The 13,384-nt window shown below is 61.7% G+C and carries 8 protein-coding genes; 7 read left to right on the top strand and 1 reads right to left on the bottom strand.

Going from position 1 to position 13,384, the window contains the following annotated elements:
- The first annotated feature begins 492 nt into the window (after positions 1-492).
- From ACIQCY_RS17075 to ACIQCY_RS17060, 4 genes are all read left to right on the top strand, one after another.
- Positions 493-1,686, top strand: coding sequence for an ImmA/IrrE family metallo-endopeptidase (locus ACIQCY_RS17075; protein ID WP_400485052.1), 1,194 nt, complete (start codon positions 493-495; stop codon positions 1,684-1,686).
- Entirely contained in the window at positions 1,686-2,159 is a 474-nt protein-coding gene (locus ACIQCY_RS17070; RefSeq protein WP_400485051.1) for a DUF4411 family protein, read from the top strand. Before ACIQCY_RS17075 ends, ACIQCY_RS17070 begins: the two co-directional genes overlap by 1 nt.
- Positions 2,160-2,454: 295 nt before the next feature.
- Complete coding sequence (locus tag ACIQCY_RS17065; protein WP_400485050.1) at positions 2,455-3,723, top strand: MFS transporter; 1,269 nt, start codon at positions 2,455-2,457, stop codon at positions 3,721-3,723.
- Positions 3,724-4,301: 578 nt separating this feature from the next.
- Positions 4,302-5,447 carry a DUF4062 domain-containing protein gene (locus tag ACIQCY_RS17060; protein WP_400485049.1) on the top strand — a complete coding sequence of 382 codons (1,146 nt, stop codon included), beginning with the start codon at positions 4,302-4,304 and terminating at the stop codon, positions 5,445-5,447.
- 97 nt (positions 5,448-5,544) lie between these two features.
- On the opposite strand, the gene ACIQCY_RS17055 is transcribed toward ACIQCY_RS17060, so the two are convergent.
- Entirely contained in the window at positions 5,545-6,795 is a 1,251-nt protein-coding gene (locus ACIQCY_RS17055) for an IS256 family transposase (protein WP_400485055.1), read from the bottom strand.
- A 342-nt stretch (positions 6,796-7,137) separates the two neighbouring features.
- On the opposite strand from ACIQCY_RS17055, the gene ACIQCY_RS17050 reads away from it, so the two are divergent.
- The 3 genes from ACIQCY_RS17050 to ACIQCY_RS17040 all read left to right on the top strand — a co-directional run bounded on the left by ACIQCY_RS17050 (position 7,138) and on the right by ACIQCY_RS17040 (position 13,312).
- Positions 7,138-7,773, top strand: coding sequence for a recombinase family protein (locus ACIQCY_RS17050; protein WP_400485054.1), 636 nt, complete (start codon positions 7,138-7,140; stop codon positions 7,771-7,773).
- 53 nt (positions 7,774-7,826) lie between these two features.
- A complete protein-coding gene (locus ACIQCY_RS17045; RefSeq protein WP_400485048.1) occupies positions 7,827-8,234 on the top strand; it encodes a TnpV protein in 408 nt (135 codons plus the stop codon).
- 104 nt (positions 8,235-8,338) lie between these two features.
- The gene (locus tag ACIQCY_RS17040) at positions 8,339-13,312 is read left to right on the top strand and encodes a helicase-related protein (RefSeq protein ID WP_400485047.1); all 4,974 of its coding nucleotides are present in this window, start codon (positions 8,339-8,341) and stop codon (positions 13,310-13,312) included.
- Positions 13,313-13,384 lie beyond the last annotated feature (72 nt).

Below are 13,384 nucleotides of genomic sequence, written 5' to 3'. Positions count from 1 at the left end.
AGTGAAACTGTCATACCCACACTATAGACAAGCGTGGCCTTCTGTCACAAGTGGCGACTTGTCTATCGATCAACGTGTCCGGTCAGTACATCTAGATACCTCATCCGATAATGCGGCTCACAAAGCTCGGAAGCGGCTCTGTCCAAGACAGAAAGCGTCGAGACACGTTTCCAAGACAAGGAGAGCGACGGAATGACGGGGGAGTGGCCCTTCAATACAGGATCGCCTAGAGGGTCTTAGAAAGCTTTAGGTTTTCGAGACACGTCTCAGCAGACAGCCGACCGGAACAGACGTTGCAGTTGTGGTACCTGTGCGCCCGTTTTCATCGTCCCGGCTAAACGTCCCTTCGCCGGTCTGACGGTGCTGGCCGCGGCAGGGTGTGTCAGGAGGAACGGAGAACGACCGGCTATCGGACCCTCCCACGCTACGACTCGCCGACTTGTGCTTCCTCTTCTAAGTGATCGGCCGGCACCGCGCCTGTAGGGTGAAGTTATGGTCCGCTCAATTCCGGCGAGGATCAACCCCGATATGCTCGTGTGGGCGCGAGAAACTGCCCGCGTGTCTCTCACTAACGCGGCGCAGCGCCTTGAGGTAACAGAGTCGCAGCTCTACGGGTGGGAGAATGGCGAGCCGGGTCTGACTATCGCCAAGTTGCAGAAAGTTGCCGAGGTGTACCGGCGCCCCCTGGCAGCATTTTTCCTCAGCGCCCGCCCAGATGTTCCCGAACGCGTGCGCGACTTTCGTCGGCTCCCTGACACTCCGGAATCTTGGGGACCGAACCTCGCTTCTGAGCTCCGGCGCGCGGAACAACAACGGGACGCCGTGGTTGAGCTACTTGATCTGCGGAACGAACCAGCGCGGTCATTGTGGAAATCCCCATCTACCGCCCCTGCAGAGGACTTGACCGAGGAGGCTCGACTCCTTCTCACCCGGAACTCGCTCGCGCCCCGCCCTACTGCTTCATCTAAACCAACGGACTGGTTCTTCTTCTGGAGCAGTGCTTTGGAAGAAGTAGGAGTCCTGGTCGTCACGATGAACAGGGTGAACCCCTCCGAAGCGCGCGGATTCTCCATCGCAGACGATGAAGTACCCGTCATTGCAGTGAACGGCAGCGAGCACTTCAATGGGCGCATTTTCACCCTCCTCCATGAGTACGCGCACCTACTTTTGAATACGTCAGGCCTGTGCGACCTCCATGAGACACGATCGGGGACGCGGGACCAAGACTCAATTGAGGTCGAGTGCAACAGGCTTGCAGCAGAGATGCTGGTGCCAAGTAAAGCCTTCTCGAAGCGCTCACTCTTAGTACATAGCGACGCGGTCGAGAACGACTGGCCTTTGGGTCTCCTCATTGACGAGGGGCGCTTCTGGGGAGTTAGCCCTGAAGTGATCCTCCGCAAGCTGGTCGATACCGGACGGGCAAGCCGGCATTTCTACCAGCAGTGGCGGGACGACACCACCCCGCGGGATCAAGAGGAGACCTGGCATGCGAAGACTGCGCGGAAATCGGGAGGGGATGGCTTGCGCACCAAGGTACGGAACCTCGGCAAGGGTTACGTGCGTCTCGTCGTCGGTACCTACAACGAGGGACTTCTGAGCACTTACGAGACAGCGAATCTGCTCAGCTCAAAGACCAATGCGATCCCCAAACTGCTCGCTCGCGCTGGTGCAGTGGAGAGTGACTAATGCCCTACTCGATTGACACCAGCATCGTCATCACTGCCTGGCGGGACCATTACTGGCCACAGATCTTCCCGGGCTTTTGGGACCGCTTCAACGAAGCCATTGAGGACGGCACGTTGCTCGCCGTACAACCCGTAAAGGACGAACTCATCAAGAAGGATGATGAGATCGGAAAATGGGCAAAGCGTACAGATGGGTTCTTCGTTCCCCTCGACGAGGACATCCAAGAAGCGGCGATCGACGTGTTGGCGACCCATCCGGGCCTCATCACCCAAGGCGGTAAGCGATCCACCGTCGACCCGTTCGTCATCGCCTTAGGCATGGCGCGCGGTATCCCCGTCGTGAGCTATGAGCGCAAGTCGAACAGCCCTGCAAAGCCGCACATCCCCAATGTCTGTGAAGACAAACGACACCCGTACATGTCGATCAAGGAGCTTATGACTGCTCTCGACTGGACTTTCCCCTCCGTGGCGTAGCGTCTATGGACAACCTAATCAGTAGGCGCTCTAGCGTCCCATCGGCAAACTTCACTCGGGTCCGGTGAAGTATCCCGCTACGTGCCGCTCAAGAATCCCCCCGGAGCATCAGTCCTCTGATGAGGGGGCAGGGCAGTCGGCTGCCGATCGAACAGTTCGAAGCCGTTGGTACTGTCGTTAGATCGGCTCAGAGCAATGCTCCGCGTCTAAGCGATCACTCGACTTGACTCGATGAAATTTTTTCAAAGAGCTTGTCGTCTTGGGACGTGGCTGTCCCATACTCGGAGGGGCGCCAATGGCAGTTGAATTGACGACAGGATCCTTCCGCGATCCGAGATTCACCCGGTACTTCTCAGCGGTGGCTGTTAGCGCTTTCGGTACGGCCCTCACAGCGGTGGCGATACCCGTGCTGGTCATCGAAGTACTCGATGCGAGCACGTTCGAGGTCGGGCTCGTCAACGCCGCCCAATTCATCCCGTATGCGCTGCTGGGTCTACTCGCTGGCGTGTACGTCGATCGGTGGCAGCGGCAGCGAGTCCTGGTGTGGGCCAGCCTCGGACGGGCGCTGAGTCTCACCCTGATACCCATTTGTTGGGCCCTCGGGGTGCTGCACCTATGGGTCCTGATCGGGTTGCTGCTGCTCTTCGGTGTTTTCTCTGTTTTCGGGTTTGCCGCCACCCAGTCGCTTCTCCCGCTGATCGTGGAAAGACGGGCTCTTCGCGTAGCCAATGCGCGACTCGATCAAGCCGAAGCCGGCGCGCAGACCGTTGGCCCGGGCCTCGGGGGTTTCCTGGTCGGCACTATCGGTGCCCCGCTGGCCATAGTCGTGGACGCCGTCACGTACATCCTTGATGCCGTGCTGATCGCAGGGATTCGGCTGAAACCGTCCAGCCAGCCTCCACCGTGTCCGCGGTCCTTGCGGCGAGAGATCTCCGAAGGCCTGCGGTGGACCTACCGTCATCGTGTCCTGGGGCCATTGCCCGCATCGACGCACGTTTGGTTCATCGGCAACGCCGCTGCTCTGACCGTTCTGGCGGTCTTCACCCTCCGAACCCTGGGCTTCACCTCGTTCGTCTTTGGGCTGTTGTTCGCGGTCGGAGGGGTCGCGACCCTGGCCGGCGCCAGTTTCGCCTCCCGCGCGGGTGAGCGATTCGGGTCCGGGACCACCATCACTGTCGGCAGGGCTATGTATCCCATCGCTTGGACCCTGGTGGCACTTGCTCCTGAAGGCAGCACAGCGCAACCAGACACCACCGCCCTGGCCCTGGTGTTTTCAGCGTTCGCATTCCAAGGATTTGCCGGTGGTTTGGAGAACGCAAACGAGATGAGCTTCCGCCAGGTGCTCACACCTGATGCTCTTCTAGGCCGAGTCAACGGCACCATGCGTTCAGTGAACCGCACTCTTGGTGCCGTTGGCGCCGTGCTGGGAGGAACCGCTGCGACACTGCTCGGGGAACGAACCGCACTGTTACTCACCGTCGGCGTATTCACGATCGCGCTGATCATCGCAATCACTTCGCCACTCCGCACGGCGCGCGATGACGAAGACATGTCGCACAGTTGAAGAGCGACGAGGTGCTCCCGTCCGAGTTCGCCTGTTCCGCTCAACGATCGGTTTAGGTGCGTGTTACTGCTCCGCCTCGTTCGAGAGTCACTCATCTGAATGTCAGGAATGGGCGATACATTTCGCCTACGGTTTGCCGTCCAAAACGGCTTCCGATCCTAAGGGAGATGATGATGAGTGCACCTGACCGACGAGTCCGCGTGATCTTCAGCTGCAGGAGAGGTCACCAGCACGAGCTCTGTATCAGCGTTGATCGCCAAGTACCACCTGAGCTTCGCTGCACACCAGATGCTGGTCAGGGCTACGGTCCCGGAAACGGGGGTGGCTGCACGGTCCCTGCGAACTTGAGCGACGTTGTGCAGCGCGAGTTGCGTGATGCTCTCCAGGAAAGCAAGCGCCGGGGACACGTCCTGATTCGTGAATAAGCAACCAGAATCTAGCGGAAACAAAAAGGGCCCGGAGGCTCCGCTACTCGCCTCGCCTAGTTTCTGAGCTACTCAGCAACAAATCGTGACGCAGCGTGGCGGAGGCCTACTGAATGCAGTCTGAACGTCTTACCACTGTGGTGGACTGGAGCCATGACTGACGCCTTTTTGCTGGTGGATCAACGCTCGGCATCCTCAACTGCTTCGGAGCAGGATGTAAGGGCTTGGGCGAGTGGGAGACGCGTGTTCGTCTCGAGTCTCATCACCGACATGCCCCAGGAACGCTCTGCGGTTCGTGCCGCAATCGAAAGCGTCGGCGCAACGCCTGTAATGTTCGAAGACTTAGGTCCTTTAGATGTGTCTGCGGATCAGGCTTACCTGGCAGGCGTGCGGAGCTCCGAGGTCTATATAGGGATGTGGGGACCTCGCTATGGCGTCCGCATGCCCGATGGATACTCCGCCACCCATGCTGAGTATCGAGAGGCCGAGCGTAACGGACTGCGACTCTGCCTGTTCGTACACGGCGAGACATCGGGCGAAATGGACGGTGCGCAACGAGATCTCATTGCGGGTGCGCGCAACCTCTACACGACCAGTTCCTGGAGCGACCCAGCAGATTTACAACAGCGAGTGATCCGGCGGCTAAAGGATCTCGCAGCTGAGGAGTTGGCACCATGGGTCCGCGTTGGGCGAGTACTCTTCCGGGCCCGTGAAATCACTAGTGACGGCAGGACGATCTCGATCACGGCCGACGTACGCAGTGAGGCAGTACATGCCGAGTTGGTGCGTCTGCGCGACGGCCGAGCCAGCGGTGTCTCGTTTGCCTCTCCCACTCAAACTTCGTCAGTGCAGGTGGCTGAGCTATCGACTAGAACCATCTCGACCATTGCGCACGAGGAACGTCTGACGCTGGTAGCACAGGAACGGCGATCATCGCATATGCGAGCTGCATTCAATGGTGTCTCTGCCGATGAGATGGCCCGTCGTTCACTGTCTGACGGCCTGTTCGGAACCTCTACACTCGGCGAGCAAGGTATGTGGATCACGCGTCCAACTGATCCCCTAGCTCCATTACGGGGATCTGGTCTCGATGACAGCGTCCTACGTCCAATCGCACGGCTACTCATCGCGGAACAGCTAATTACCGAGGGATCCGCATCGCGGGTCGACTCGTTTGCACTCGGCCCCGCACACCAAGGTGCACGCCGCCTTCAAGCCTCATGGACCCCACCACAGGTCTACGTGAACGAACCAGACCCAGCATCACTATCAATCGATGGAACCGTTACCGGGCTTTGAAGCGATACGGGCACCCGTTTCTGGCCGACAGGTGCGGTGAGCGATCCCCCAGCGGGGGACTGTCCGATAAACGGTGTGTGGGGTCCGGCGGTTTTCATCAGTGAGTAGTTCTTTCGAACCGGCCTGCGAAGGTGATCGCGAACGCGTTCAGCGCTGGTTTCCACCTGATCACCCAGCGTGCTCTGCCGCCGCCTGTGGGGTCAAGGGACCGGGTGACGAGGTATAGACATTTCAGGGCCGCGGTCTCGTTGGGGAAGTGGCCCCGGGCTCTGACGGCTCGGCGGTAGCGGGCGTTGATCGACTCGATCGCGTTCGTCGTGCAGATGACCCGGCGGATCTCGACGTCGTATTCGAGGAACGGCACAAATTCCGCCCACGCGGACTCCCAGAGCTTGATGATCGCCGGATACCGGTCGCCCCACTCGGCTGTGAACTCGGCGAACCGGTCCTTCGCGGCCTGCTCGCTCGGGGCCGTGTAGACGGGCTTGAGGGCTTTGACGATTCCGTCGCGGTGTTGGCGGCCGGCGTAGCGGAACGAGTTGCGGATCAGGTGCACGATGCACTGCTGCACGACCGTGCGTTGCCAGGTGGTCGTGATCGCTTCCGGCAGGCCCTTCAACCCGTCGCAGACGGCGATGAGCACGTCCTGGACGCCCCGGTTCTTCAGTTCGGAGAAGACCTGCAACCAGAACCTCGCACCCTCGCCTCCGTCGCCGGCCCAGATGCCAAGGATGTCGCGTTCCCCGTTCACGGTGACGCCCATGACAACGTAGAACGGGGTGTTGCGCACCTGCCCGTCACGGACCTTGACGACGATCGCGTCGACGAACAGGACGGGGTAAAGCGGATCCAGTGGCCGCGAGGACCACTCGGCCAGCTCGCCGGCGACCTTCTCCGTGATCCGACTGATGGTGTCCTTGGAGACCCTGGCCCCGTAGACCTCCTCGAAGTGCGCGGCGATCTCCCCGGTGGTCAGTCCGCGGGCCGACAGCGAGAGCACGACCTCGTCGATGCCGTCCAGGCGCCGTTTCCGCTTGGGCACGATCACCGGCTCGAACGACCCGTCCCGATCTCGGGGCACTTCGATTTCAACCGGGCCGATCTCGGTCAGGACCGTCTTCACCCGGGTGCCATTGCGCAAGTTCTCCGCGATCGGCGTCTGCCCATGCTCATGCCCGAGGTGCTCAGTCAGCTCCGCCTCGAGCGCGGTCTCGAGGACATTTTTTGTGAGCTGGTTCAGCAGGCCGCCGGGGCCGACAAGGCTTACGCCTTGCTCCTTGGCTTGGGCGAGCAGTCGTTCGGCGAGGTCCTTCTGATTGATGATTTCTCCCGTCACAGGATCGATCATCGCCTCTGTTGCGTCGGTCGTGAAGTCGTTCACGGCCATCTCCTTTCGGATCAGGCCGGACCTTCACACACCGTTTTTCTTACAGTCCCCCCAGCGGGAACGACGAAGGTTGTAGTGACTCCTGACCCCGCCATTCACTTGTGTAGAACCCCGCCATCCTCAGAAAAAGTCACAAAGTCGGGAGAACGATGCTGACGTTGTGCCACAAATCAAGTACGAAACGTGTAGCGTCGTGTCGCGAGGGTGGAACGGTTTCTGCCACCCCTGGAGCTGGGGGAGGGGTAGATGGAACGATCCGAACGGCTGGAGGGCGTGGAGGAGCCGAGGCTGGTCCCGGATGGGGTGTCGTTGGGGTATGCCCGGGTCTCGACCGTGGACCAGAATCTGGAGGGTCAGCGCCAGCAGCTGGTGGAGGCCGGCTGTTATGACGTCTATGCCGATCAGGGTAAGTCCGGTGTCACGATGACCCGTCCGCAGCTGGAAGCCTGTTTGCGGGCGCTGCAGCCGGGCAACACTCTGGTGGTGACGAAGCTGGACCGTCTGGGCCGCACGGTCCGCGGTCTGGTGGAGCTAGTGGATTCCCTGCACGAGCGCGGAGTGAAGTTCCGGTCCCTGACCGAGGGCGTCGACACGACCACCCCATCGGGGCGGCTGATGTTCAACGTCATCGCGTCCGTGGCGGAGATGGAGCGCGAACTGATCCGGGAACGGACAAAGGCCGGTCTCGCCGTCGCGGCGGGTAAGGGCGGTCGGCCCCCGCGCCTGCAACCTCACGACGTCGTGGAGGCCCGCCGGCTCCGGGAGAAGGAGGAGCTGACCGTGGATGCCATCGCGAAGAAGTTCAAAGTGAGTAGGTCGACGGTAATTCGGGCTCTGCGCACTGATGGTCTCGCGGGTGCTGGGTACGGTGGAAAGAGTATTTCTACCGGTTCCAGGGGGACATCCGATGGCGCGATCGCGCAAGCGCAACCAGATTGATGGTCAGGTAAGTCTCGACGCATTTCTTTTCCCACAACCAGAGGAGGTTCGTGATGAACAAGTACGGCAAATTCGCACAGGATACGTGGAAAATGACGGCCCCGACCCAGTACTCGCTGATACCGGACCCGGAGGAGTGGTTCCGGAGGCTGGGCGAGGAAGCAGCGCAGAGGGTCGAGGAACTGACCCGGGAGATAGCGGGCCCGGACTCGATGACCGACTCGTTCCTGCAGAAGTACGGACGACTGACAGCCTCACAGAATCAGGCCGAGGAGATAGTCCGGGCCGAGATGTTGACGCCGGACGAGATGGAGACCGAGGGCGACGAGGCGGAGGAGGACGAAGTGGACCGCCGGAGCAGGGAACTCTGGGAGGCGAACCAGGAGACCCTTCGCCTGCAGAGGGAACTGCTGGACGCCTACCGGGACGCGGAGAGGGATCATTACAATCAGACCTCCTAACTCCGCCAGGTGAAACAGGCACCCGCTTCATCCCTGTCCGGCAGGACGATCTAGCCCCTTCGGGTGCTCGAGCGCGTTTCCAGGCGAACGTCGCCGCCCTGCGTGTGTTGCGCAGGCTCCAGGCGCAGGACCGGGCAGCTACCGCCGATGAGCGTGGCGTGCTGGCACGGTGGGGGAGCTGGGGTGCCACGGGCGTCGCGGAAGTGTTCGATGAGACTCGCCCCGAGTTTGAGGCTGACCGGGCTGAGTTGCGCGAGCTTTTGAGCGAAAGTGAGTATCGGGCCGCGAACCGCACGGTCATTAACGCCCACTACACCGATCCGGCTCTAGCCATGGAAATCTGGCAGACTCTGAACACGCTCGGATTCGCCGGCGGCCGCGTCTTGGAGCCGGGCTCCGGTGCCGGCACCTTCATCGGTCTCGCACCCGAATATGCATCCATGACTGGGGTGGAGTTGGACCCCATTACTGCGGGCATCTCGCAGGCCTTGTATCCGGATGCCGTTATCCGCGCCGAGTCCTTCGCTGACACCCGCCTTCCGGTCGGATACTTCGATGCCGCGGTGGGCAACGTCCCGTTTGCCAAGACCAGGCTGCACGATCCGCGCCATAACGCGGGCAACCACTCGATGCACAACCACTTCATCATCAAGTCCCTGGCCCTGACCCGGCCCGGAGGCGTGGTCGGTGTCATCTCCTCAGCGTTTACCCTTGATGCTCAGAACCCGGCCGCACGCCGGGAAATCTTCGAGACAGCTGACCTGCTGGGTGCTGTTCGCTTGCCGACCGGGGCGCATCGCCGCGCCGCCGGTACCGATGCCCTCACCGACGTCCTGATCTTCCGCAAGCGGCTTCCGGGCGAGGAAGCACTAAATGACCGGTGGTTGGAATCGCTGGCCCTTGCCGCAGGGGATGACCCTGAGCAGGATCCGGCCCGGATGAACGCCTACTTCATCGAGAATCCGCAGCGGGTTCTCGGGGAGCCGGTGGTTGGTAACGGTATGTACGGTTCGGCCACCCTGACTGTCCGAAATGAGGACCTGCGTTCGGTGCCGGAGCAGCTGCACGACCAGCTGCAGGACATCGCCCACGCCGCCGTCGAGGTCGGCAGGGGAGCCGCCGAACGTCAGGAAGGTCAGGTCATCGAGGTGGCCGCGATTGTCCCGGCGGGCAGTGACCTTCAGGTCGGGCACATCACCGCAGAGGCCGATGGCACCTTCACCCAGGTGGGCTTGGACGGTCTGGTTGCGCCGTTGAGTGTTCCAGCAACCCAGGCGGGCGAGCTGCGTTCTCTGCTGAGCCTGCGCGATGCGGGACGTTCGGTGCTCACACTCGAGGCGGGAAATGTCGAGGACACCCCTGAACTGATGGCGGAGCGGCAGCGGTTGCGCGATACCTACCGGGCCTATGTGGATACCTACGGCCCGATCAACCGCTTCAACGAGCGCAGGACCGGCAAAACAGATGAGGCCGGCGAAGACATCATGGCCCGGATCACGCCCAAGGCCGTTGCCCTGCTTCGAGGGGACCCCTTCGGGCCTCTCGTGAAGGCTTTGGAGAACTTCGATGAATCCACTCAGACGGCTACCCCTGCCGCGTTGCAGCGGGAGCGTCAGGTCCAACCACGCCAGCCCGTCCGCGGCGTGGACACCCCCGCGGAGGCCCTCGCGGTCACCCTCGACACGGTGGGGGAGGTAGACCTGTCCCAGGTCGCGTCCTTGCTGGGGGTCGATCAGGCCGCTGCACGGGAGGCTCTTGGTGACCTGGTGTATGACGTGCCGGGGGAGCCCGGTGTGCTGGAGACCCGGGCCGAATATTTGAGCGGAAATATCCGGGAAAAACTCGATGCAGCACGGGAAGCCGCTGCGGAGGACCCGGGGTTCGAGCGGAACGTCGCTGACCTGCAGTCGGTTCTGCCCCTGCCACTGGGTGCGCATGAGATTGAGGCGCGGGTGGGGTCGGTGTGGATTGCTCCGGAGATCCACGAGCAGTTTCTGCAGGACATTCTGCGTGACCCGCAGGCCCGTGTGGACCGGATTAGCGGCGCGAACTGGGATGTGCAGGCGAACCGGCAGAACTTCCGGGCCCGCAACGACTGGGGTACCGCCCGCATGTCGGCCGGTGAAATCTTCAAGGACATGTTGGAGCAGAAACTTGTTCAGGTCACCGATCCGGACCCGGATCCCAACAGTGAGCGTCGGATCGTTAACCCGGTCGAGACGACGGCCGCGCAGGAGAAGGCCCAGCTGATGCAGGACCGGTTCGGGGAGTGGGTGTGGGAGGACCCTGCGCGCACTGTGGCCCTGACCGATGAATACAACCGACGCTTCAACTCGCTTGTGCTGCGCGATTACACCGTCGAGGGCGAACGGATGACCCTGCCTGGTCTGGTGAAAAATTTCACGCCGCTGCCGCACCAGCGGGCCGCGGTGGCCCGCATGATTTCCGAGCCGTCCGTGGGCCTGTTCCACGAGGTCGGCGCCGGTAAGACCTTCGAGATGGTGATGGGCTCCATGGAGCTGCGCCGGCTCGGCATGGCACGCAAGCCGGCCGTGGTGGTGCCAAACCATATGCTGGATCAGTTTGCCAGGGAGTGGCTGCAGATCTATCCGCAGGCGCAGATCCTCGCTGCGTCCGCCACTGACCTGACCGGGGATAAGCGCCGGGACTTCATCGCCCGGGCGGCCGCGAATGACTGGGACGCGATCATCATGACCCGTACCGCGTTCGAACGCATCCCCTTGTCTGTCGAGTCCCAAGCTGCCTACGAGACGCGGGAGGTCGAGCGTATGCGCCAAGACCTGTTCGCGGCCAAAGAACGCGCGGAGCAACGCGGAGAACGCCCGATGAGCATCAAGAGACTCGAAAGCGGTCTCCAAGCCCATGAGGAGCGCACCAAGCGGCTCCTGGAGCGTCCAGTGGACCCTGGTCTCACCTTCGAGCAGACCGGCATTGATTACCTTCTCGTAGACGAGCTCCACGACTTCAAGAATCTTGCTACCGCCACGAATATCAAGGGCGCGGCCATCACTGGCTCGAAGCGTGCCTCGGACCTGCACGCGAAGGTCGAGTACCTAAGGGACACCCACGGGGACCGGGTAATCACCGGTGCTACGGCGACGCCGATCGCCAACAGTGTGACCGAGATGTATGTGATGCAGCGCTACCTGCGCCCGGACCTGTTGGAGCAGGCCGGTATCCATGACTTCGACACGTGGGCGGCGACCTTCGGCCAGGTCGTGACGGAGATGGAGATGACCGTCGTCGGCGGGAACGACTTCAAGATGCAGACCCGTTTCTCGAAGTTCCAGAACGTGCCCGAGCTGCTGAAAATGTTCCATACCTTCGCGGATGTGAAGACCGCAGAAGACCTGCAGCTGCCGGTGCCACTGATCGAGGAAAGAGAAGACGGCAAACGCCTGCCGCGCATGATCGCGGTCGAGCCGTCCCCTGAGCTCGAGGCGTACATTGCGGACATCGGTGATCGTGCCGAGCAAATCCGAAACCGCTTGGTCGACGCGACCGAGGACAACATGCTCAAGGTTTCCACCGACGGCAGGAAGGCCGCCCTGGATATGCGCCTGGTCGACCCGGAGATGGACGCCCTGGTCGGCGAGACAAAGATCAGCGCGACCGCGGACCTGCTGGCGAAGGTGTATGAGGAAACCAAGGAACGCATCTACAACGATCCCGCGACAGGGGAGCCCCACCCGACACCCGGCGCACTGCAAATCGTGTTCTGCGATCTTGGTACGCCCTCGGATAAGTGGAACGTGTACGGGCAGCTGCGCGAGGATCTGGTGATGCGCGGCATGCCGGCCGAGAAGATCCGGTTCATGCACGAGGCAAAGAACGATGCGGAGAAGGGCCGGCTGTTCGCGGCATGCCGCTCCGGCGATGTCGCGGTGTTGGTCGGCTCAACACAGAAGATGGGTGTGGGTACGAACATCCAAGACCGGACTGTGCACCTGGTGGACCTCGACGCGCCCTGGCGGCCGGCTGACGTGTCCCAGCGTCACGGCCGTATCGTCCGCCGAGGGAACCAGAACTCCGAGGTTGCCATCTCCCAGGTGGTGACCAAGGGCTCTTTCGACACTTTCATGTGGCAGACGCTGGAGCGCAAGAGCAAGTTCATCGACCAGATCATGCGCGGGAAACTCGACGTCCGCGAGATTGAGGACGTCGGTGACAACACCCTGTCCTTCGCGGAGGTCAAAGCCATTTCCAGCGGCAATCCACTGATCCTGGAGAAGTCCAAAGCAGATCAGGAACTGTCACGGCTGAGCCGACTCGAAATAGGGTGGAACCGCAACCGGGCTGCTCTCACGCACCGTAAGAGCAGCGCCCAAACGCGTGGTGAGGCAATGGTTGCGATGCTCCCGGCACTACGCGCGGCCGCTGATCGTACAACCCTGGACACGACAGGGGATGCGTTCCGTATGACCATCAATGGGAAGACCGTGGACAAGCGCCCGGACGCCGTAGAAGCGCTGCGGCAATGGACAAGCGCCAACGCCGCGGGGCGGCCGCCGATCCAAGGTTCCAAAGACCTTGGCATCATCGCGAATATCGCCGGCCATGACATCCGGTATGTGCAGAAGCAGGCGAACATGCTCGACATCGGTGCGTCCAAGGTGGAGCTGCAGGTCGAGGGCGCACCCGGGGTGGCAGTGGAGCTCAAACGCACTGATGCTTTGTTCCCTACCGTGGGAGTGATCCAGCGCTTGGAGAACCAGGTGCGCAGACTGCCCGAGGAGGTGACGGCTCTGCAGAACAGGATTGAGGAAGCGCGCCAGGAGTACCGTGATGCTGCCACTGCGCTGCGGGAACCGTTCAAACACGGTAAGGCGCTGGAAGCAGCCAAGTGGGACGTTGAAAGGATCGGCCGGGAGATGCGTGGAGAAGATCCGGCACAGACGACGTTGGCCCCTGACTTGGAAGCTTTGAAACGAGCTACACGTTCGAGCTTCCCGACTCCGCCGACGCCCGGGGGAACTGCTGGCGGAGCTGCGAAAGCATCACCATCTAATCACCGCCCGGGCGTTGAGAAGGATCGGAAGAACGGTATCGGTAACTGACCTTCCACATCGACTCCCCACAAAGAATGAAGGGGGTGGCTCGCCGGCGCGGTGGGCCACCCCCCCCTGTCC

It is taken from the genome of Arthrobacter sp. NPDC092385 (assembly GCF_044755105.1).
GTDB lineage: Bacteria > Actinomycetota > Actinomycetes > Actinomycetales > Micrococcaceae > Arthrobacter_D.
This window is presented reverse-complemented; position numbering and strand designations above follow the sequence as displayed.